This is a genomic window from Nocardia sp. NPDC004718 (assembly GCF_053601535.1).
Window position 1 is genome coordinate 129486 of sequence record NZ_JBSGCA010000016.1, and the last position, 21781, is coordinate 151266.

The window sequence follows — 21781 nt, forward strand, 5'->3', positions numbered from 1 at the left end:
GCATGGGACGATTCCGGCAAAGTACCTGTCTCGGACAGTTGTACGCCCGTTACCGGGCGAGTGCCCGAAAGGCCGCCGCGAGCTGGGGTTCCACGCGCTCAGCGCGGGCCGGGCGGCGCCGTCTCCAGCAGGGTGAACGAGTGGCCGGGAACGGTTGTGGCGGAACGGCCGATCGTCGGGGATTCCCAGGACAGCAGCGGAAGCCCCGCGATCGGCACCGCGACCTGGTCCTCGCCGAGGTTGCACACCAGGGCCAGCGTGCCCCGGCGCACGACGATCCACCGCGCGGACTCGTCGTAGTCCACCGAAACATGGGTCAGCCAGGGATCGCTGAGCTCCGCACGATCGCGGCGCAGGGCGAGCAGGGCGCGATAGCACGACAGCAGCCGGGCGTGGCCCGGCTCGTCGGCTTCCGTCCAATCGAGTTTGGAGCGCAGGAACGTTTTCACATCCTGCGGGTCGGGCACCTCGCCCTCGGGCCAGCCGTGCCGGGCGAACTCCTTCTTGCGCCCGGATGCGGTGGCGGCGGCGACATCCGGGTCGGTGTGCGAGGTGAAGAACTGGAACGGTGTGCGGGCGCCCCACTCCTCCCCCATGAACAGCATCGGCGTGAACGGTCCGCACAGCACCAGGGCGGCCTTGATCGCGAGCTGGCCGTCGGTGAGATAGGCGCTCGGGCGCTCGCCCAGCGCCCGGTTGCCGATCTGGTCGTGATCGCAGGTGTAGGCCAGCAGCGCGCTGCCCGGGATCAGGCTGCGATCGATCGGCCGCCCGTGCGTGCGACCACGGAAACTGGAATACGTTGCGGCATGGAAGAAGCCGTGCTTCAGCGTGTGGGCCAGGCAGCGCAAGGAACCGAAGTCGGCGTAATAGCCCTGCCGCTCACCGGAGACCGCGGTGTGCACGGCGTGGTGCAGGTCGTCGTTCCACTGCGCGGTCAGGCCGTAGCCGCCCGCCGCCCGCGGGGTGATCAGCTTAGGATCGTTGAGATCGCTCTCCGCGATGAGCGTCAGCGGCCTGCGCACGTGGGTGGCCAGGCGCTCGGTCGCGACGGCGAGTTCGGCCAGCAGGTGGGTGGCGGTGCGGTCGACCAGGGCGTGCACCGCGTCCAAGCGCAGCGCGTCGATGTGGAAATCGCGCAGCCAGCGCACCGCGTTGTCGATGACGTACCCGCGCACGTGATCGGACTGCGGGCCGTCGAGATTGAGGCTCTGCCCCCAGGTGTTGCGGCCCTCGGTCAGGTAGGGCGCGAAGCGCGGCAGGTAGTTCCCGGACGGGCCGAGGTGGTTGTAGACGACGTCGAGGCAGACCGCGAGCCCGCGGGCATGACAGGCGTTCACGAACCGTTGCAGGCCGTCGGGCCCGCCGTAGCTCTCCTGCACCGCGTACCAGAGCACGCCGTCGTAGCCCCAGTTGTGCGGGCCGTCGAAGGCGTTCACCGGCATTACCTCGACCACGGTCACGCCCAGCCCGACCAGGTGGTCGAGCCGTTCGATCGCGGCGTCGAAGGTGCCTTCCGGGGTGAAGGTCCCGATGTGCAGTTCGTAGTAGACCGCCCCGGCCTGCGGCCGACCGGTCCACGCCGCATCGGTCCACCCCGCCGGATCGAGAGTGTGCAGCGCCGAGCGGGCGTGCACGCCGTCCGGCTGGCGCGGCGAGCGGGGATCGGGCAGCACGGTCGGATCGTCGTCGAGCAGGAAGCCGTACCTGGCGCCGTTCGGGGCGGGCACGTCGGCGCGCCACCACCCATCCGGCGACCGCGTCATCGAATGGACGACACCCTCCAGATCCAGTCGCACCGACTCCGGCCGCGGCGCCCACACCTCGAACACAGTCACCGCGCCAGCATCCCACGGGCACGCCCGGTCCGCCCGATACGGACACCGGCCTCAGGCGCGGCGGCGCGTGCGGTCCCGGCTCCCCGACCGGCTGGCCGGAGCCGCATCCCTCGGTCCCGTGCAGCCACTGGGGCCGGGTCGAGCAGAGGACCGCAAGGCGCGGAAAACTGCCGGGCTGGGGCCGTGCAGCCCTGGTCGCAATGGGCGATGCCTGTCAGAGTGAAGGCGTGGGTGCCTATGCCGAGCATGTGCTGCCGCGGATCGTCAACCGGTCCTGCGGATTGCGGGAATTGACTCCGCTGCGCGAGCGGGTGTGTGCCGGACTGCACGGACAGGTCGTGGAACTCGGCTTCGGTTCGGGACTGAACGTCCCGTTCTACCCGGCGAGGGTCGCGTCGGTGCGCGCGGTCGAGCCCGCCGATCTCGGCTGGCGGCTGGCGAGCGAACGCGTCGCCGCCGCCGCCGTGCCGGTCGAGCGGGCCGGGCTGGACGGGCAGGCGCTGCCCTTCCCGGACGACACCTTCGACTGCGCGCTGTCGACCTGGACGATGTGCACCATCCCCGACATCGCCGCCGCGCTCACCGAGGTGCGCCGGGTGCTCGTCCCCGGCGGGACCTTGCATTTCGTCGAGCATGGGCTTGCGCCCGACGAGAAGGTGCGGGCGTGGCAGAACCGGCTGAACCCGGTCCAGAAACGACTGTTCGGCGGCTGCCACCTCAACCGCGACATTCGCGGCCTGGTGACAGACGCCGGTTTCGAGATCCGCGACGCCGAGTCGTTCTACGGGGAGCACGCTCCCCGCTTCCTGGTCGCCCAGACGCTCGGTGTCGCGGTGTCGCCCTAAGGGATCAGACGATGCGCACCGACAAGGTGTAGGTCGCGTTGCCACGGCTCGGCGCTACCGAGATCGTGTAGTAACCGCTCTGCGGCAACGTGATCCGGCTCCCGGTCTCCTCGACGCACAGCACGCGCCCGTCCGGGGCGGTGGTGCTGAACCGCGCGTTGCCCTCGACCGAGGTGAGTTCGGTGCTCAGGGTCTGCCCCGCCCGCGCCTCGAGCACGTAGGTGTCGGCGTCGCCGCGCACGACCGCTCCGCCGACCGACGCGTGATCGCTTCCCGGCGCGAACTCGATCCGCTCGACCGCACCCGCGTTCGCGACGCCCGCGCCGACCGTCGCGACGGCGAACGCGGGCACGAACAGCGTGACGCCGAGTACGAGCAGGCGCAGGGTGCGCAGGATGGCTTGCATGGTGATCCTCGTTTCCTGGAGCGGACTTGGGCAGAACTGTGCCCGAGCCCGCCTATAGGACGCTTAACAGCCGCTTGGACACCCGCCCTTTCGCAGATCACGAGCCCCTGCCGACGATATTGGAACGATCTGTTCAAAACTGTGCTAGCGTGAACCCATGCCACGACCCAGATCCTTCGACGAAGACCGCGCGGTGGACGCGGCGATGCACGCCTTCTGGCGCGCCGGGTACGAGGCGACCTCCACCGAAGACCTGTGTGCCGCGACCGGCCTGGGTCGCAGCAGCATCTACAACACCTTCACCAGCAAACGAGACCTGTTCGGCCGCGCCCTGCGCCGCTACATGGCGACCAAGAACGCCGCGACGTTCGACCTGCTCGACAGCGAGACGGGGGTGCGCGACAAGATCCGCGCCCTGCTGTGGCAGATCGTCGATGCCCCGGAGGAGGACCCGCTCGGCTGCCTCGTGGTCAACTCGATGATCGAACTGGTCCCGGGCGACCCCGAACTGGCCGCTGTTCTCGCCACCGACTACCAGCGACGACTCGCCGTGCTGACGGACGCGTTCGAGACAGCCAGGCGCGCCGGTGAGATCGCGCCGGACAAACAACCGACCGCCTTGGCGCACTTCGTGATCGCCACGATCGGAGGAATGCGGGTGGCCGCACGCGGCGGCGCGGATCGCGAGACACTGGCCGCCATCGCGACCACCGCACTCGACGCCCTCTGAGACCTTTCGACGCGGCAGCTTTGCCGCGTCCATATTTTAGATAGATCAGTACAAAATAAGGAGGTACCGATGCCCGTGGCGATCTACGTCCTGGGTCTGTCGATCTTCGCCCAGGGCACCTCGGAGCTGATGCTCGCGGGCCTGCTCACCGAGATGGCCACGGACCTGGGCGTCTCCGTGCCGCGCGCGGGCCTGCTCATTTCGGGGTTCGCGCTGGGCATGCTGGTGGGCGCGCCCGTGCTGGCGGTGGCGACACTGCGCTGGTCTCGGCGCACCGCGCTGCTGGCCTTCCTCGCCGTGTTCGTCGGCACTCATGTCGTCGGGGCGCTCACCTCGGACTACTGGGTCTTGTTCGCGACGCGGGTGGTCGGCGCGTTCGTCTACGCCGGGTTCTGGGCGGTGGCCGCGACGACGGCGATCGGTCTCGTCCCGGCCACGGCGCGCGGCAAGGCGATGAGCATCGTCACGGGCGGACTCACCTTGGCCATCATCATCGGGCTTCCGGCGGGCACCGTGATCGGACAACAGCTCGGCTGGCGGGCGGCGTTCTGGGCGGTCGCGCTACTGTCGGCGGCGGCCGGAATCGGCGTGCTGGCGAAGATCCCCGGCGGACATTCCGACGCGCCGCTGAGCCTGAGCACGGAACTGCGCACGATGCTGCGTCCCGCGCTGCGGCTGTCCTACGCCACCACCGCGCTGGCCAGCGCCGCCCTCATGGTCACCTTCGCCTACCTCGGCGCTCTACTGTCCCGGACCGCCGGCATGGCGGACGGCTGGATTCCGGCGGTGCTCGGCATCTATGGAATCGGCGCGTTCCTCGGCATCGTCATCGGTGGGCGCACCGCCGACAATCACCCGCTGACCAGCCTGTATGTCGGCATCACCGGCGGCGTGCTCACCTCGGCGCTACTCGCCCTCACGATGGAGCACACCGTCCCCGTCGTACTGCTGTCGTTCCTGTTGGGCGCCTTCGGTTTCGGCATCAACCCGACCTTGAACAGCCGCGTCTTCACCCTCGCGGGCGACGCGCCCACCCTGGCTGGAGCCACCAACATCTCCTCGTTCAACGTCGGCATCACCGCAGGCCCCTGGCTCGGCGGCCTGGCCATCAGCGCGGGCCTCGGCTATCCGGCGGTCGCCTGGCTCGGCGTGGTTCTCGGCCTCGCCGCCCTCGCCGTCGTGGCATGCAGCCACGCTTTGCACCGCAAGGAGGTTTCACGCGCGTCGGTCGACGCACCTGCCGCGGCCCTGGCAGAGGCGAACTGAGAGCTCCTATGCCGAAGTCAGCGACCCTGGCCCGACGATCCGTCGATCGGGTGCGGGGCCGCTGCGGTTCGAGGCCGGAATCCAGTTCAAGCCGATCGGTCGAACTGCCCATCACGGACGCCAGAGACAAAGACATCTTACTGGCCCGGCGCGAAGATCAGCGCCGGGCCAGTCGGGTTCTTCGAATCGCGAACACCGACATGATTCGCCTCGAGCCACGCGACTTCGACGCATTCGTGTGCCGAAGTGCTACGCGATGACTTGAACCACCGTGCGTTAGTTGGGTCGATGGTCACTGTTCGTATCTCCTTGCCACTTGCCTGAGCAGATCTCTCGACGTCTTCTCGTCGAGCGCGGCGCGCTGAAGGGCCTACGTTTTGAATACAGGCGCAATCAGGTGATGCGATGCGTACCACCACCCCTTTGTAGCGGTTTGCTGCGCAAGAGTTTTCAGCTCCTCGATCTGCTCCGAGCTGAGCCCGTACAACTTGCCGAACGCCTCCACGTCGCGCAGCTTGACCTTGTCGTTCTGCCCCTTCTCGATTCTGCCGACCGAGGCCTTGCCCATCTCCATGAGCTGGGCGGCCCGCTCGAGCGTGAACCCGGCACCTTCGCGCGCCTCTCGCAGCGCCCGGCCGAGCTGCCGACGCGGCAATGTCGAACCAGGCTGATCATCCTTCCCCATCGCTCCCCTTTTCCTGCTCGGTCCGAAACGGCCCAGGTTCCGGTCCGTTTCGGACATCGGACTACACGTGGACCGGTCCGGGCTCTGCGCGAATGGCCGACTTCATCGGACCGTCCGCTTTAGCCACTCGAATGCTGTTCGCGTGCAGCAACATAGCCGCATGGCCCAGCAACATGGAAGCCTCTCCATCGCACATGTCCGAATCCTGCGTGTGCTGAGCCACGGAGGGATGCTCACCGCACATCAGATCAAGATGTCGGCCGGCCTCACCGAATGGAAGACCCGCCGAGCTCTGGCGAGTCTGGTCCGTCACGAACTCATCGTGGCCGGCCCCCGAAACAATCGCTACGAAATCACCCAGCGCGGCCGAAACACTCGACCACTTCAAGATCAACGGCACACGGTGTAGAGGTCTACTCGCGAAATGCCGCAGCCATGTGCCACTCGCGACAGCAGTCAGGAAGGAGACTAAAGGTTTGCGTGAAATGAGGGGAAGCGGCTTGGTCGTTGCGCCGCCGAGTATTTGCGGCTCGGCCGATGTCGAGTTGGCGCACCGGCTTATGCGGCGTCACCGTGCGTGCCGGGTCGATCGGTGCGCGTGGAAGTGGGTCGCCTACTACACGTTGGTGCGGCACGGCCGCATCGTTCCGCAGGAGCTGAGCCCGCGCGAACGCGCATATCGGCGCGGTGTCGCCTTCCCGGCCGAGCCCGCCGACCACGCGCCGTTCGGTGACGGCGGGCCGGAACTTCGGACATTCCAGCGGGTTCTCGATGGACTGAACAAACTCGCCGAGGACCTGCGTGCCGGCGACGGCTGCCAGCGGTGAGCGGGCGTGGGGATATGGGCCGCGATGTCGAGTATCGCGGCGGTCTTCGCCGGATGCGGCGCGGCGCTGCTCGGCGTCGGGTGCTTGTGGCCGACCGACCAGCAGCACCGTGTCTCGGCCGAACGCAAGCCCATCCCTACGCGGGGCCACCCACGCCCGATCCCGTGGCCGGAAGCGTGGACATGTACTACACCCACCCAGCCGCTGACCATCACCACAGCACACCGCGCCATGCAGTTGCACCGCGATCACGACTGCGCCCGCAAGCGCGCCGCGTTCGCCGCACTGGTCGCCGCCGGGCGCATCACGCCGGATTCCACACGACAACATCGCCCATGGAGCAACCCCTCATGAATCGAACCGAAGCGATCGCACCGGACCCGAACTCCGAACGTCTCCGCGACCTCATCACCCGTGCCACGCGAGCGGGCTACTGCTTGATGCGCGATCCAGTGCCACCGCACGATTGGAAGCTGCTGGACGCGGAGAACGGTGACGTCGTCATCTCCACCGCGAACGCGGAGCACATCGAGCAGTGGCTCGATTCCTGACCGAAACGGCCACACCCGACCCGGACCCGAACGGTTCCGCGACCTCACCACCCGTGCCACGCGAGCGGGCGATTGCCTGCCTGCGCGGTCCGGTGTCATCACACGAGTGGAAGTTGCTGGACGGCGGAGACGGTGACGTGGTCATATCCGCCGCAAGTCTCGACAGATCGAGCAGTGGCTCGATTCCTGACCGCGCATGCCCCCGCCACATCGCCCGGGCTGAGCAGGGCCTCGAAGTCGCCATCGACGCAGCGGCCGGTGAGCGCAGAACCTTGCCGGTGCGGTCTTCCAGCGCCGAGGCTGCCTGTGGCATTCGAGCTGCCTGCCTCGGAGATGTCCTGGGCGGGCTTGCGCGGGGCACGATGGCGACGGCCAGGGATCGATCAAGGGCTTCGAGCGCCGGTCAGTCGATCGGGCGTCAGCGCCGGGTGGCAGCACAGGAGCAGGACCGCGCGCAGCGTCAGCGCGAGACGGCGGCGACCGGATCGCTAACGCTTCGGATCGGGCAGGTCGGCTGGGCCCAGCGCCTTGCGTAGCGCCCCGGCCAGAGCTTCGAGTTCGTCCGGGCCGAGGCCGCTGAACCGGCGTTCGATCCCGGCCAGGTAGTGCGGAGCGGCCTCCCGCAGCCGCTGCCGACCGGCCTCGGTGATGCTCACGAACGCTGAACGCCCGTCATCCGGATTGGCCTCCCGGCGCACCAAGCCATGTGACTCCAGCTCGCCGACCAGGCGACTCACCCGCGTCCGGCTCAGCACCACCCGTTCGCCGAGATCGCTCACCCGCAGCTGTCGCGGTCCGTCGAGTTCCAGAAGTACGTCGTACCAGGTCAAGGGCAGCGCGGTGGCGCGACGCAGTTCCGTGTCCAGCTCCGGCACCAGCTTGGCGTGCACCTGAAGCAGCGCGGACCACGCGCGGACGGCCGGGTGGGAACGGTTCGCGGAATTCGGCACGAACCGAAGCATAACCAGTTGCGTGCACACGCACACATGTAATAGCGTGCGCACGCACATAAATTTCCGCCCGAAGGAGCACTGCCATGACCGAACTGATCACGCGCCAGGAACTCGCCGAGCAGATCGAGGCGGGTTCGGTGACCGTCATCGACGCGCTCGGCGCCGAGTACTACGCCGAAGGACATCTTCCCGGCGCGCTCAACCTGGTCGAAGCCGACGTGGAAACCAAAGCCCCGCAACTACTTCCGGCAAAGGACGCCGCGATCGTCACCTACTGCTCGAATGCCGCCTGCGCCAACAGCCAGCACGTGGCCACCAAGCTGGAGGCTCTCGGCTACACCAACGTCCGGAAGTACCGTGAAGGCATCCAGGATGGACCGACGCCGGACTTCCGGTCGAGAGCTGAACGCATCCGGGGGTGTCCGGCGGACGGATCCTTTCCGGCCGCCGGGCACATGACTTACCAGTCGCGCCCCATCATCCCGCGGGCGGCGACATCGACGATCGGAGTATCGAATCCGCCGGTGGTCTCGTGCGGAGATCCCGATCGCGCCATCACACCCGCCGGAGGAATCCACGCGCATGACGGAATCGGAGACGCGGCAGCTCGCGCTCCGATTCCGTTGCCGCACATCCGCTCCGGGTCTTCCGGTGGTCGGACCGCACCGACGGCACGGGTGGAACGCGGGCCTGACCGAGCGTAGAGCCGGACCGCACTGCCGAGGGCTGGACAATGGACGGGGGGCCGGTTCCATTGCCGCCGGTTCATGTGGTGATCCGCTCGGATGCGGATTCCCCGCACCGGAGGCGTCGGGATCGAACTCCGTTACCTGGGCCTGGCGCGCCAACTGGTGAAAACCGTTCCACCGGCAGAGCAGAGAGAACAACCATGACCGACCGCGTTCGTCCCTACCGGATCGATATTACCGAGGCTGATCTGCGTGACCTACGCGAACGACTCCGTCGCACCCGGTGGCCGGAGCGTGAGCCGGTCGCGGACTGGTCCCAAGGTGTGCCGCTGTCGTATCTGCGAGAGCTGTGCCGGTACTGGGCCGACGAATACGACTGGTCGGCCACCGAAGCGCGGCTGAACCGAATTCCGCAGATCGTCACCGAGATCGACAGCGTGCCGATACACGCGCTCCACGTCCGTTCTCCGTATCCGGAAGCCGTCCCGCTCGTCCTCACTCACGGCTGGCCCGGCTCGTTCCTGGAGTTCGAGCAAGTCCTCGGCCCGCTCACCGATCCGGCAGCGTACGGCGGCCATCCGGCCGACGCGTTCCACGTCGTCGCGCCGTCCCTGCCGGGATACGGCTTCAGCGGTCGTCCCACCGAGCCGGGCTGGGGCATCCACCGCATCGCACGCGCCTGGGCCGAGTTGACGACCCGGCTCGGCTACGAGAAATTCATAGCCGCAGGCAGCGACTGGGGCAGCAGCATCTCCACCAGCATCGCGTTGCAGCAACCGCACAGGTTGCTCGGATTGCACCTCATCCCACCGCTGGCCGCACCCGAGCGCACCGAAGCGCACCTCACCGAGGCCGAACGGCGGGCCCTCAGCGATCTCGAGGAACGCACCCGCACCGGATCCGCCTACTCGGCGGTCCACGCCACGCGCCCGCAAACTCTGGGTTATGGGTTACTGGACTCACCGGCCGCGCTGTGCGCGTGGATCATGGAAAAGGTCTGGACCTGGAGCGACCACGAAGATGACCTCGACACCGTCTTGGACCGCGACCGGGTATTGGACAACGTGATGCTCTACTGGGTGACCGCGACCGGCGCTTCCTCCACTCGCCTCTACTGGGAGAGCATCACCGAAGTCACCGAATGGTTCACCACCGCGGTCGGCGACCAGATCACAGTGCCGACAGCCGGCAGCGTGTTCCCCGCCGAGGTGCCCCGCCCGGCACAGCGCTGGGCAGCCGAGCGCTTCACCAACATCGTGCACTGGGGACAGCCCGCGCGCGGTGGTCATTTCGCCGCGTGGGAACAACCAGAACTGTTCGTCGCCGAGGCCCGCGCCGCTCGACGAGCTTGCCTTGCCGCTCAACGGTGATCGCTCAGAGCGGGAGCGGTGACCATTCGCACTGACGGGTGCCGTTCCGTCTCCGCGCCGCGGCGAAGCGCACGTGAGGCCGGCACGCGGCCGATCGGCGATCTAGGCGGCTGATGGAGGCGGGGCTGGATCCGGCGGGGTCCGTGGTGTCGGCGCATCGGCGGATGCGCCGACACTGTTGCTTCCGGATTGCGGCGACACCGTGGCTGTCGGGTCGATCGCACCGGCCCCACGCCGCCCGACGACGGCGCAAGCGGCCGGGCCGGCATCGCCGCGGGTCACACAACCGCCGGACAGCCCGACCGCCGACCCGAACCAGACTGTGCGGAATTCGCCGATCAGCCGGCCAGGCAGCCGGGGCCGAGCAACGCCTTCAGATCGCCCATCAGCGCTGACGACGGCGAGACGCGCAGCCGTTCGTCGAGTTTCAGCAGCGTGGTCTTGTCCCGGGCGCCGACGTGCCGGATATGGACATCCGACGTGCCGGGGTGCCTGGACAAGACGCGCTTGAGTTCGCCGATCTTGTCCGGTGTGCACATGCGGGTGGTGACGGTGACCGCGAGCGGCTTGGCCACGCCGACGGCGGAGAGGTCCGGCACGGCGAGATCGTTGGCGATCAACGAGATTCGGTCGTCGCGGACCGAGACACGCGCCTTGACCAGCACCACGGCGTCTTCGACGACGTCCATCCCGTACACCGAGTACGACTGCGGGAAGAACAGCACCTCGATGCCACCGGTGAGGTCTTCCAGCTGCGCCGAAGCCCAGGCCAGACCGTTCTTGTTGATGCGCCGGTTCACCGACGCCAGGATGCCGCCGACGGTCACCTGGGTGCCGTCCTTGATGTCGCCTTCCAGGATGGCGGGAATCTGCGTGTCGGCCTGCGCGGCGAGCACGTGCTCGACGCCGTTGAGCGGATGCCCGGATACGTACAGCCCGAGCATCTCCCGCTCCAGCGCGAGCCGGTGCTTGGACTCCCACTCGTCCTCGGGCACCTTCACGTTGAACACCGAGGTCACCGACTCGTCCGCGTCCAAGCCGCCGAACAGGTCGAATTGACCCATCGCCTCGGCCTTCTTGGTGGCCATGACGGCATCGATGGCATCCGAGTGGATCAGCATCAGACCCTTGCGCGGATGCCCGAGGGAGTCGAAACCGCCCGCCTTGATCAGCGATTCGGTGACCTTCTTGCTCGCGGCGATCGCGTCGATCTTGTTCAGGTAGTCGGAGAAGTCGGTGAACTTCGACTTCTCCTTGCGCGCCTGGATGATCGAGGCGACGACGTTCGCGCCGACGTTGCGCACCGCGCCGAGACCGAAGCGGATGTCCTTGCCGACCGAGGCGAAGTTCTGCTCGGACTCGTTGACGTCCGGCGGAAGCACGGTGATGCCGAGACGGCGGCAGTCGGACAGGTAGACCGCGGCCTTGTCCTTGTCGTCACCGACGGAGGTGAGCAGGCCCGCCATGTACTCGGCCGGATAGTTGGCCTTGAGGTAGGCGGTCCAGAACGAGACGAGGCCGTAGCCCGCGGCGTGCGACTTGTTGAACGCGTAGCCTGCGAACGGAAGGATGGTGTCCCACAGCGCCTTCACCGCGGCCTCGGAGAAGCCGTTCGCGGTCATGCCCTCGTGGAAGCCCTTGTATTCGGCCTCGAGCACCTCGAGCTTCTTCTTACCCATGGCCTTGCGCAGCGCGTCGGCCTTGCCCATCGAGTAGGAGGCGACCTTCTGCGCGATGAACATGATCTGCTCTTGGTAGACGATCAGGCCGTAGGTCTCGGCGAGGATGTCCTTGAGCGGCTCCTCCAGCTCGGGATGGATCGGCTTGATCGGCTGCCGCCCGTTCTTGCGGTCGGCGTAGTCGTTGTGCGCGTTCATGCCCATCGGGCCGGGCCGGTACAGCGCGAGCACGGCGACGATGTCGTTGAAGCCGGTGGGCTGCATGCGGCGCAGCAGGTCGCGCATGGGGCCGCCGTCGAGCTGGAAGACGCCGAGCGTGTCACCGCGCGAGAGCAATTCGTAGGTCGCGGGATCGTCCAGCGGCAGGTTGTCCATGTCCAGGTCGATGCCGCGGTTGGCCTTGATGTTGTCCAGCGCGTCACCGATGACGGTGAGGTTGCGCAGGCCGAGGAAGTCCATCTTCAGCAGGCCGATGGCCTCGCAGGACGGGTAGTCCCAGCCGGTGATGATCGCCCCGTCCTGGGGCCGCTTCCACACCGGGATCGCGTCCATCAACGGCTCGGAGGACATGATCACCGCGCAGGCGTGCACACCGGCGTTGCGGATCAGGCCCTCCAGACCGCGCGCGGTCTCGTAGATCTTGGCCACATCCGGGTTGCTGCCGATGAGCTCGCGGACCTCGGCTGCCTCTTTGTACCGCTCGTGATCGGGATCCATGATGCCCGACAACGGGATGTCCTTGGCCATGATCGGCGGCGGCAGCGCCTTGGAGATCTGGTCGGCGATGGCGAAACCGGGCTGGCCGAACTGGACGCGCGCCGAGTCCTTGATCGCGGCCTTGGTCTTGATGGTGCCGAAGGTGATCACCTGGGCGACCCGGTCGGTGCCCCACTTCTCGGTGGCGTAGCGGACCATCTCACCACGGCGGCGATCGTCGAAGTCGATATCGATATCGGGCGCGGACGGGCGCTCCGGGTTGAGGAACCGCTCGAACAGCAGGCCGTGCGGCAGCGGGTCGATATTGGTGATGCCGAGCGCGTAGGCCACCAGCGAACCGGCCGCCGAACCACGGCCGGGACCGACCCGGATGCCGACCTCCCGCGCGTGCTTGACGAGGTCGCCGACGACGAGGAAGTAGGCGGGGAAGCCCTTCTGCTTGATGACGTCGAGTTCGAAGTAGGCGCGGGTGTAGTACTCCTCGGGCACACCGCCGGGGAACCGGCGCGCCAGGCCTCGGTCGACCTCTTTGCGCAGCCAGGAATCCTGGTCCTCGCCCTCGGGCACCGGGAAGACCGGCATGCGGTCCTTGAAGGCCCATACGTCGTCGTAGGACTGGACTCGCTCGCCGATCAGCACCGTGTTGTCGCACGCGCCGGGCACCTCGGCTTCCCAGAGCGCCCGCATCTCCTCGGCGGATTTCAGGTAGTAGCCGTCACCGTCGAATTTGAACCGGGTGGGGTCCGACAGCGTCTTGCCGGTCTGCACACACAGCAGCGCCTCGTGGTTGCTCGACTGGTCCTTGGTGACGTAGTGGCAGTCGTTCGTGGCCAGTGGCGGAATGCCCAGCTGCTTGCCGACATTCAGCAACCCCTCGCGCACCCGGCGCTCGATGGACAGGCCGTGGTCCATGACCTCGAGGAAGAAATTGTCCTTGCCGAAGATCTCCTGCCACTTCGCGGCGGCCTCCAGCGCCTCACGGTCGTGGCCGAGACGCAGGCGGGTCTGCACCTCGCCGGAGGGGCAGCCGGTCGTGGCGATGATGCCCTCGGCGTACTGGGCGATGATCTCCGCGTCCATGCGCGCCCACTTGCCGAGCTGCCCCTCGATGGAGGCCAGCGAGGAGAGCTTGAACAGGTTGCGCAGGCCGGTCGCGTTCTCGGCGACCATGGTCATGTGCGTGTAGGCGCCGGAGCCGGAGACGTCGTCGCCCTTCTGGCTCGGATCGCCCCACTGCACGCGCTTGGTGTCGAACCGCGAGGCGGGCGCGATGTAGGCCTCGATGCCGATGATCGGCTTGATGTCGTGCTTCTTGGCCGAGTTGTAGAACTCCGAGGCGCCGTACATGTTGCCGTGGTCGGTCATCCCGACCGCGTTCATCCCCAGCCGTTTCGCCTCCGTGAACAGTGGCGAGATCTTCGCCGCCCCGTCGAGCATGGAGTACTCGGTGTGGTTGTGCAGATGGACGAACGATCCGGACGAGGCGGCCAAGACGGTCCTTCCTCCCAAGGTCTCGACGGGGGTTGGCTGGACCGATTCTAGGCGGGCGCACCGACTGGTTCGGAACGGCTCGCGGGCGCTCCTGGGGCACCCGGCGTGTCGGTGGGGAAGATCACCGGCGCGTCCTGGCGACTCGCCGACTGAGCGGCCGATTTCCGCGAGTGTCGCTCTCGTACCGCCCACGGCCGCCACCATGCCGCACACGATCCGGAACGAAACTCCCGGCAAGCCGCACTGCGCCCGCGGCGCCCCCCCGTTGCCGGATTCGGCCCGTTCGCGCAGGCGCTGTCCGGATCGGACGCGCACCCGCGTCCGCACCACATGGCCGCCACCTGCCGCACGCGATCGGAGCACCGCGATAATCGGCCCATGAAGTCCTCGCGCCGCTGCCCGCCATGACCACCGCGCTGGCCGTCGTGGCCGTGGCCGCGTTGCTGGCCGGTGCGTTGCTGATCTGGTCGCGCACCCGCCGAGTGGTGACCACCCCCGCCGAGCGGGCGGTGCATTCGGCGCTGCACACCGCGTCGCTGGCGGCGGTTCCGCTGCGGCGCGGGCTGACCGAGGAGTCCGCGCGGGAAGCCGCGCCCCATCTGCGCGCGCTCACCGGCGCCGAGGCGCTCGCGCTGGCCGATGCCGACGGCACGGTGCTCGCCTGGGACGGGCCGCACGCCGAACTGGCCGAGTACTTCGGCGAAGCCGCCGAACGCGCCGTCGCGGGCCAACGTCCGGTACTCGTCGCCGGACCCGGCCGCGGCGAACACGCCGGGCGCACGCTGATCGCGCAACCGTTGCTGATCGAATCCAACGGCGTGGCCGGTGTGCTGGGCGTCGTGAACACCGGGCTACCGGGGCCGGGGCGGCTGGGTGCGGTCGCCGAAGTGGCGCGGTACGCCTGCGGGCAGCTCGAATTGGCCGAACTGGACGCGTCGCGGGCCCGGCTGGACCGGGCCGAGGTGCGCGCGCTGCGGGCGCAGATCAGCCCGCACTTCATCTACAACGCGCTGAACACCATCGCCTCGTTCGTCCGCACCGATCCGGCGCGGGCCCGCGAGCTGATCCTCGAGTTCGCCGACTTCACCCGCTACTCCTTCCGCGCCGCGGGCGAGTTCACGGTGCTGTCGGACGAGCTGCGCAACATCGAGCGCTACCTCGCGTTGGAACGCGCCCGCTTCGGCGACGCCCTCCAGGTCCGGCTGCGGATCGCGCCCGAGGTGCTCGGCGTGGTCCTCCCCTTCCTCGCGCTCCAGCCGCTGGTGGAGAACGCGGTGCGGCACGGACTGGCGGGCGCCGCCCACGGCGGCACCGTCAGCATCGTCGCCACCGACGCGGGCACCGACTGTGTGATCAGCGTCGAGGACGACGGCGTCGGCATGGACCCGGACCTCTTACGCTCCGGCGCGCTGGACGCCGTCGACACCGGGACCGGCCCCGCGGGCTCCGGAGAGGCCGCGCACGTCGGCCTGGCCAACGTCGACGACCGATTGCGCGCGGCCTTCGGCGACGACTACGGCCTCGTGGTCGAAACCGCACCTGGCGCGGGCACAAAGGTCAGCTTGCGCGTCCCGAAATTCCGGGCGGGCATCCGGCCGTGAGACCGGCGCGACGCCGGGGAACGCGGCCTGTGCACGCACGCATACCCGAGCATCGGACCGGCACACGCAACACCCGGACGCGGGCGCCAGACCAACCCTGGCCACGTCGGGGAGCACGGACTCATGCCCACAAGGCATCCGGTCGTGAGACCGACGCATGCGACGCTCGTGAGCAGGCCGCCTCACGTCGACACCCGGTCGGCCGCCCGGAACGGGCCCCTTACGATGGAGCGACTGTGACCCGCGTTACCGGCAAGTCGGCGGGCGCGCTGCGCGTGCTCGCCGTGGACGACGAGAAACCCGCTCTGGACGAGCTGGTGTATCTGCTGCGCGCGCGGGCCGAGATCGGGGATATCCACGCTGTAGGCGACGCCACCAGTGCGTTGCGGGTGCTGCGCGCGCACCCGGTGGACGCGGTCTTCCTGGACATCAACATGCCCGGCCTGGACGGGATGGAGTTGGCGGGCATTCTGTCGGAGTTCGCCACTCCGCCCGCCGTGGTCTTCGTGACCGCCCACGACGACCGGGCGATCGCCGCATTCGACCTGGGTGCGGTCGACTACCTGCTCAAGCCGCTGCGCGAAGCGCGCCTCGCCGAGGCGGTGCGGCGGATCGCGGCGGCCCGCAGCGCGCCGCACCGGCCCGCCGCCGACGAGCGCGCCGATCCGAGCGAAGTCATCCCGGTGGAACTGGGCGGAGTGACCACGCTGGTACCGAGGTCGAGCGTGAGTTGGGTGGAAGCCGACGGGGACTACGCGCGGCTGCACACGAGCGCTGGATCGCATCTGGTGCGGATCCCGTTGTCGGCGTTGGAAACACGCTGGCACGACGCGGGATTCCTGCGGGTGCACCGCTCGTATCTGGTGGCGTTGCGGCTGGTCACCGGGCTGCGCACGACAGGTTCCGGCACGGTGGTGTGCCTGCGGGCCGAGGGCGAGGCGCAAGCGGTCGAACTGCCGGTGAGCCGACGACAGGTGCGCGAGCTGAAACAGCGACTCGTCCGACCCCGGCAACACTGGGGCAATCAGTGACCGCACCGCAGCGTCCGGTGCGCGAGCGCGTGGTGTTGTCCGAGCGACGCGGCGCGCGCCGGGTCCGCACGAGGGTGGAGGTCGCCGAGCAGACCGAGTTCGGCGAGGCGCTCATCGGCGGCCTCATCCGCGCGCAACTCGGGCTCGCGCTGCGCGTGGGCCTGGTGACGATCGCGCTGCTGTGCGCGCTGCCCGTGCTTTTCCGCACCGGTTCGATCGGATCGATCACGGTGCTCGGCATCCGGCTGCCCTGGCTGCTGCTCGGCGGCGCCGTGTACCCGCTGCTGTTCCTGATCGGCCGGACCTATGTGCGCCTGGCCGAACGCAACGAACAGGATTTCCTCGAATTGGCCGAGGACTGACGGTGCGACCGGCCCGAATGCCTGCCGCGGCGCGGACCACGGTATCGATGCGCTCCGGCCCGACGGGCTTCGTTCGGCGCTCGGCGTATCGGTGCACCCGGTCCGAGAAAACGCGCGCCGCGTTCGAGATCGGGATACGGCGGGATCGACCCGTGCGCCACCATGGGACCAGCTCGGCCCGTGTGGACGCGGCGCGTGATCATGGGTGTCCTCCGAGCGGCGCATCCGTCGCGGGTGCCCGGCTGTCGATGGTGCATCCGGCGGCCGCGGCGATCTTCTTCGAGTGTGGGCGCTTCCCGCACGCCGGTGACACGAGACTCGGCGCGCAGGTGACCGTTTCGCTCGCCCGCCGGCCAAGGGGTCGCGAAGACCGGGTATCGCGCGAATCCGGCCGACCCACCCGGAGGTACTCCTCTGGTGCGTCGACCACGCCCGCAACCCGGGCCTCGGGGCGCACTGAACCGCTCCGCTCACGCGGCCGAGGTGTCGCGGCGACCGGATACCGCGCCGACCCACGCGGAGGTATCTCATGACTTCTGGCACGGCGCCCGCGCTGACGGTCGCGGCGCTGATCCTCGCGGCCCTCGCGACCGTCGCGATCGGCGCGTACGGCGTGCGGCTCGCGCGCACCACCTCCGATTTCCTCGTCGCCTCGCGCAGCGTGGGGCCGCGCTGGAACGCGGCCGCGATCTCCGGCGAATACCTGTCGGCCGCCTCGTTTCTCGGGGTCGCCGGGTTGATCGCGAAATACGGCGCGGACGCGCTGTGGTACCCGGTCGGCTTCACCGCCGGATACCTGGCGCTGCTGCTGTTCGTCGCCGCCCCGCTGCGCCGCTCCGGCGCGTACACGGTGCCCGACTTCGCCGAATTCCGTTTGGGCTCGGTGCGTTTACGCAGACTCGCCGCCACCGTCGTCGTGCTCATCTGCGCGGTGTATCTCATCCCGCAGTTCCAAGGGGCGGGCCTGACGCTGCACATCTTGCTCGGGGTGCCGGACTGGGTGGGCGCGGTGGCGGTGGGCGCGATCGTGATCGCCAATGTGGTGGGTGGCGGGATGCGCTCGATCACCTTGGTCCAGGCGTTCCAGTACTGGTTGAAGCTGACCGCGGTGGCACTGCCCGCGCTGGTGCTGCTCGGGCACTTCCTCGCCGACCAGCGGGAGCTCGGCGCGCCCGCACCGCCGGTGGTGTCCGAACGCACGACCGTCGACGTGACCACCGACGTGGTGGTGCGGGTCGGCGCGCCGCAACAGGTTTCGATCACGGGAACCATCGACGAGCACGCCGTCGACGGCACGGTGCCGCTGACGCCCGGCACGCACGAACTGGCGGCGGGAACGCGATTGGTGCTCGAGGCCGGAGCGGCGGTGCCGGTGGTGGCCGGCGCCCCCGCCGACGGCGCGGGCTGGCTGACGCCGGGCGGCGGGCTCGGCGGGCCGCATCCCAGCTACCAGGTCTATTCGTTGATCCTGGCGACCTTCCTCGGCACCATGGGCCTTCCGCACGTGCTGGTGCGCTTCTACACCAACCCCGACGGGCGGGCCGCGCGCACGACCGCGCTCGCGGTGATCGGCCTGGTCGGCCTCTTCTATCTGTTCCCCGTCCTGCTGGGCGTTTTCGCCCGGCTGTACGTGCCGCAACTGCTGATCACCGGAACCTCCGATGCCGCGGTGGTACTGCTGCCCGGGTCGGTGGTCGCGGGGCTGCCTGGTCAGCTGCTCGCGGCGCTGGCCGCGGCGGGCGCGATCGCCGCGTTCCTGTCCACCTCGTCGGGGCTGCTGGTGAGCGTCGCGGGCGTGCTCAGCACTGACATGCTGCGTGGGCGCATCCGGGACTTCCGCACGGCCGCACTGGTCGCGGGCTCGGTACCGCTGGCGCTGTCGCTGACGGTGGTGTCGCTGGATCTGTCCCGCACCGTCGGCCTGGCCTTCGCCGTGGCCGCCTCCACGCTGTGCCCGCTGCTGGTCCTGGGCATCTGGTGGCGCGGGCTGACCGCGACGGGCGCGGCGGCCGGTCTGGTCGCGGGCGGGCTCGCGGCGGGCGCCGCGACCGCCGTCTCGGTCACCGGCGGCTTCTCCGACGACATGGCGGGCGGCTGGCCCGCCGCGTTGCTGAGCTATCCCGCGGCGATCAGCGTGCCGCTGGCGTTCGCCACCATGGTGCTGGTGAGTTCGTTCACCCGTGGGCTCGGCGCGAGGACGGTGAGCCGGATCTTCGTCCGGATGCACGCGCCGGAGCGCTTGGGCATGGGCGCGGACCGCGAGCGCAGCCTGCGTTCGGACTGAGCGGTGACGCGCCGACCGTTCGTCGCGCCGTACCGACCGCTCACCGCAGATTCGGACACCTTCACGGAGTGACCCACACCACAGCCTACTGGTGGTCCCTATCCCTGGCTTACCGTCCTCGAGAAGTAAGCCACATCACTTGGGTAGGACCAGCATGACCAGTACCGAACTCGACGACACCGCCGGGCGGCGAGCGCCGAGCGCAGCAGAATTCGCCGAAGTCCAGGCGAGCCCCCAATTCCAGGAACTGCGAACGCGATTGCGCCGCTTCGTATTTCCGATGACCGCCCTGTTCCTGCTCTGGTACCTCGGTTATGTCCTGCTCGGCGCCTACGCGCACGACTTCATGAGCCGCCCCGTCTTCGGCGAGATCAACGCCGGTTTGCTGCTCGGCCTCGGCCAATTCGTCTCCACCTTCGCCATCACCGCGCTGTACGTCCGGTTCGCCAACCGAGAACTGGATCCGCGCGCAGCGAAAATCCGCGGCTACCTCGAGGGAGACCGGGCATGAACACCGTGCACACCTACGCCGCGGCGGCGACGGTCGGCAACCCGGTCGCCAATATCGCCATCTTCGGCGTCTTCGTCGCGATCACGATGATCGTGGTGATCCGCGCCAGCCGGAACAACGCCACGGCCGCCGACTACTTCACCGGCGGGCGCGGCTTCTCCGGTCCGCAGAACGGCGTCGCCATCGCGGGCGACTACCTCTCGGCCGCCAGCTTCCTCGGTATCGCGGGCGCCATCGCGGTCTACGGCTACGACGGATTCCTCTACTCGATCGGATTCCTGGTCGCCTGGCTGGTCGCGTTGCTGCTGGTCGCCGAGATGCTCCGCAACACCGGCAAATTCACCATGGCCGATGTGCTGAGCTTCCGGCTGAAGGAAGGCCCGGTGCGCACCGCCGCGGCACTGTCCACGCTGACGGTGTCGCTGTTCTACCTGCTCGCGCAGATGGCGGGCGCGGGCGGGCTGGTCGCGCTGCTGCTGGATGTCACCGACAAGACCGGGCAGTCCATCGTGATCGCCGTCGTCGGCGTGCTGATGATCGTGTACGTCCTGGTCGGCGGCATGAAGGGCACCACATGGGTGCAGATCATCAAGGCCGTGCTGCTGATCGTGGGCGCGGCGCTGATGACCGTCATGGTGTTCGCCAAGTTCGGTTTCGACTTCTCCGAGATCCTCGGCTCCGCGCAGGAAGCGGTCTCGGGTTCGGCGAACAAGGCCGTCGCCGCGCGCGACGTGCTCGCACCCGGCGCGCAGTACGGCGGCAGCGAGACCTCGAAGCTCAACTTCCTCTCGCTCGGCCTGGCGTTGGTGCTCGGCACCGCGGGCCTGCCGCACGTGCTGATGCGCTTCTACACCGTGCCCACCGCCAAAGAGGCGCGGCGCTCGGTGGTCTGGGCGATCGGTCTGATCGGCGCGTTCTACCTGTTCACCCTGGTCCTGGGCTACGGCGCGGCGGCGATCGTCGGGCCGGATCGTATTCTCGCGGCCGCGGGCGGACAGAACTCGGCCGCGCCGCTGCTGGCCTTCGAACTCGGCGGCGTTGTGCTGCTCGGGGTGATCTCCGCGGTCGCCTTCGCCACCATCCTCGCGGTGGTGGCGGGCCTGACCATCACGGCGTCGGCGTCGTTCGCCCATGACATCTACGCGAATGTGCTCAAGCGCGGGAAAGCCGGTGAGCGCGAACAGGTCCGGGTCTCCCGAGTCACGGCGGTGGTGATCGGCATATTGGCCATCGCGCTGGGCATCCTGGCCAACGGCCAGAACGTCGCCTTCCTGGTGGCGCTGGCGTTCGCGGTCGCGGCGTCGGCGAACCTGCCGACCATCCTGTACTCGCTGTTCTGGCGGCGGTTCAACACCACCGGCGCGCTGTGGAGCATGTACGGCGGTCTGATCTCGACGATCGTGCTGATCGTGTTCTCCCCCGCGGTATCGGGCAGCAAGACCGCGATGCTGCCCGGTTCGGACTTCGACTGGTTCCCGCTGTCCAACCCGGGCATCGTTTCCATCCCGTTGGCGTTCCTGCTCGGCATCATCGGCACCTTCGTGGGAGGCAAGACCGAGGACCCGGCCAAGGCCGCGGAGATGGAAGTCCGCTCGCTCACCGGCGTCGGCGCCGAGAAGGCGGTGGTGCACTGAGCACTGCCCGGCATTCCTCGTCCCCTCTGTTCTTTCGTTAGGAGATCTCGCGTGACCAGCGCAACCACCGATGACCGCGACACCACCGCCTACCCGCCCGCCGCGGACTTCGCCGCCGAGGCGAACGCGAGCGAGGCGCTGTACGACCGGGCGCGGTCCGATCGGCTGGAGTTCTGGGCTGAACAGGCTCGCAGGCTGCACTGGGAGCAGCCGTGGACCCAGGTGCTGGACTGGAGCGAGGCTCCGGTGGCGAAATGGTTCGTCGGCGGCAAGCTCAACGTCGCCTACAACTGCGTGGACCGCCACGTCCT

The 21781-nt window shown here is 68.6% G+C and carries 21 protein-coding genes; 15 read left to right on the plus strand and 6 right to left on the minus strand.

What is annotated here, in order from left to right; translation table 11 throughout:
• Positions 1–98: 98 nt before the first annotated feature.
• Positions 99–1838: a malto-oligosyltrehalose trehalohydrolase gene (gene treZ / locus ACWEH3_RS15115; protein ID WP_450016082.1), complete on the minus strand. Its 1740-nt coding sequence runs from the start codon at positions 1836–1838 to the stop codon at positions 99–101.
• A gap of 227 nt (positions 1839–2065) precedes the next feature.
• On the opposite strand from treZ, the gene ACWEH3_RS15120 reads away from it, so the two are divergent.
• Positions 2066–2683: a class I SAM-dependent methyltransferase gene (locus tag ACWEH3_RS15120; RefSeq protein WP_450016080.1), complete on the plus strand. Its 618-nt coding sequence runs from the start codon at positions 2066–2068 to the stop codon at positions 2681–2683.
• 4 nt (positions 2684–2687) lie between these two features.
• Here the strand turns inward: ACWEH3_RS15120 and ACWEH3_RS15125 are convergent, their stop codons facing one another.
• The gene (locus ACWEH3_RS15125) at positions 2688–3089 is read right to left on the minus strand and encodes a hypothetical protein (RefSeq protein WP_450016078.1); all 402 of its coding nucleotides are present in this window, start codon (positions 3087–3089) and stop codon (positions 2688–2690) included.
• Between the two features lie 157 nt (positions 3090–3246).
• Here ACWEH3_RS15125 and ACWEH3_RS15130 point away from each other — a divergent pair, with 157 nt between their 5' ends.
• Positions 3247–3819 carry a TetR/AcrR family transcriptional regulator gene (locus ACWEH3_RS15130; RefSeq protein WP_450016076.1) on the plus strand — a complete coding sequence of 191 codons (573 nt, stop codon included), beginning with the start codon at positions 3247–3249 and terminating at the stop codon, positions 3817–3819.
• 69 nt (positions 3820–3888) lie between these two features.
• Complete coding sequence (locus ACWEH3_RS15135; RefSeq protein ID WP_450016074.1) at positions 3889–5085, plus strand: Cmx/CmrA family chloramphenicol efflux MFS transporter; 1197 nt, start codon at positions 3889–3891, stop codon at positions 5083–5085.
• Between the two features lie 137 nt (positions 5086–5222).
• Here the strand turns inward: ACWEH3_RS15135 and ACWEH3_RS15140 are convergent, their stop codons facing one another.
• Positions 5223–5504, minus strand: coding sequence for a DUF397 domain-containing protein (locus tag ACWEH3_RS15140; RefSeq protein WP_452358332.1), 282 nt, complete (start codon positions 5502–5504; stop codon positions 5223–5225).
• A complete protein-coding gene (locus ACWEH3_RS15145) occupies positions 5456–5770 on the minus strand; it encodes a helix-turn-helix domain-containing protein (protein WP_450016070.1) in 315 nt (104 codons plus the stop codon). Before ACWEH3_RS15145 ends, ACWEH3_RS15140 begins: the two co-directional genes overlap by 49 nt.
• Positions 5771–6255: 485 nt before the next feature.
• On the opposite strand from ACWEH3_RS15145, the gene ACWEH3_RS15150 reads away from it, so the two are divergent.
• The 3 genes from ACWEH3_RS15150 to ACWEH3_RS15160 are packed head-to-tail and all read left to right on the plus strand — an operon-like array spanning position 6256 to position 7148.
• Positions 6256–6597, plus strand: a complete 342-nt coding sequence (locus tag ACWEH3_RS15150) for a hypothetical protein (protein ID WP_452358333.1) — start codon at positions 6256–6258, stop codon at positions 6595–6597.
• 24 nt (positions 6598–6621) lie between these two features.
• Positions 6622–6951 (plus strand): hypothetical protein, encoded by a 330-nt coding sequence (locus ACWEH3_RS15155; RefSeq protein ID WP_450016066.1) that lies wholly within the window; start codon positions 6622–6624, stop codon positions 6949–6951.
• Positions 6948–7148 carry a hypothetical protein gene (locus ACWEH3_RS15160; protein WP_450016064.1) on the plus strand — a complete coding sequence of 67 codons (201 nt, stop codon included), beginning with the start codon at positions 6948–6950 and terminating at the stop codon, positions 7146–7148. Before ACWEH3_RS15155 ends, ACWEH3_RS15160 begins: the two co-directional genes overlap by 4 nt.
• 488 nt (positions 7149–7636) lie before the next feature.
• Here ACWEH3_RS15160 and ACWEH3_RS15165 read toward each other — a convergent pair whose 3' ends face one another.
• Positions 7637–8098: a MarR family winged helix-turn-helix transcriptional regulator gene (locus ACWEH3_RS15165; protein WP_450016062.1), complete on the minus strand. Its 462-nt coding sequence runs from the start codon at positions 8096–8098 to the stop codon at positions 7637–7639.
• Between the two features lie 86 nt (positions 8099–8184).
• Between ACWEH3_RS15165 and ACWEH3_RS15170 the strand changes: the two genes are divergently transcribed.
• Both ACWEH3_RS15170 and ACWEH3_RS15175 read left to right on the plus strand, forming a co-directional pair.
• Positions 8185–8805: a rhodanese-like domain-containing protein gene (locus ACWEH3_RS15170; RefSeq protein ID WP_450016060.1), complete on the plus strand. Its 621-nt coding sequence runs from the start codon at positions 8185–8187 to the stop codon at positions 8803–8805.
• Positions 8806–8990: 185 nt separating this feature from the next.
• On the plus strand, positions 8991–10160 hold the full coding sequence (locus ACWEH3_RS15175; RefSeq protein ID WP_450016058.1) for an epoxide hydrolase family protein: 1170 nt from the start codon (positions 8991–8993) through the stop codon (positions 10158–10160).
• A 338-nt stretch (positions 10161–10498) separates the two neighbouring features.
• On the opposite strand, the gene dnaE is transcribed toward ACWEH3_RS15175, so the two are convergent.
• Positions 10499–14047: a DNA polymerase III subunit alpha gene (gene dnaE, locus ACWEH3_RS15180; protein ID WP_450026042.1), complete on the minus strand. Its 3549-nt coding sequence runs from the start codon at positions 14045–14047 to the stop codon at positions 10499–10501.
• Positions 14048–14451: 404 nt separating this feature from the next.
• On the opposite strand from dnaE, the gene ACWEH3_RS15185 reads away from it, so the two are divergent.
• From ACWEH3_RS15185 to ACWEH3_RS15215, 7 genes are all read left to right on the plus strand, one after another.
• On the plus strand, positions 14452–15648 hold the full coding sequence (locus ACWEH3_RS15185; RefSeq protein ID WP_450026044.1) for a sensor histidine kinase: 1197 nt from the start codon (positions 14452–14454) through the stop codon (positions 15646–15648).
• A gap of 236 nt (positions 15649–15884) precedes the next feature.
• A complete protein-coding gene (locus ACWEH3_RS15190; protein WP_450026046.1) occupies positions 15885–16679 on the plus strand; it encodes a LytR/AlgR family response regulator transcription factor in 795 nt (264 codons plus the stop codon).
• A complete protein-coding gene (locus ACWEH3_RS15195; protein WP_450026048.1) occupies positions 16676–17041 on the plus strand; it encodes a hypothetical protein in 366 nt (121 codons plus the stop codon). Before ACWEH3_RS15190 ends, ACWEH3_RS15195 begins: the two co-directional genes overlap by 4 nt.
• A 529-nt stretch (positions 17042–17570) precedes the next feature.
• Positions 17571–19325 (plus strand): sodium/solute symporter, encoded by a 1755-nt coding sequence (locus tag ACWEH3_RS15200; protein ID WP_450026050.1) that lies wholly within the window; start codon positions 17571–17573, stop codon positions 19323–19325.
• 154 nt (positions 19326–19479) lie between these two features.
• On the plus strand, positions 19480–19836 hold the full coding sequence (locus ACWEH3_RS15205) for a DUF485 domain-containing protein (RefSeq protein ID WP_355078337.1): 357 nt from the start codon (positions 19480–19482) through the stop codon (positions 19834–19836).
• Positions 19833–21470 (plus strand): solute symporter family protein, encoded by a 1638-nt coding sequence (locus tag ACWEH3_RS15210; protein ID WP_450026052.1) that lies wholly within the window; start codon positions 19833–19835, stop codon positions 21468–21470. Before ACWEH3_RS15205 ends, ACWEH3_RS15210 begins: the two co-directional genes overlap by 4 nt.
• Positions 21471–21521: 51 nt before the next feature.
• A partial coding sequence (locus ACWEH3_RS15215; RefSeq protein WP_452358334.1) for an acetyl-coenzyme A synthetase N-terminal domain-containing protein occupies positions 21522–21781 on the plus strand: 260 nt, incomplete at its 3' end.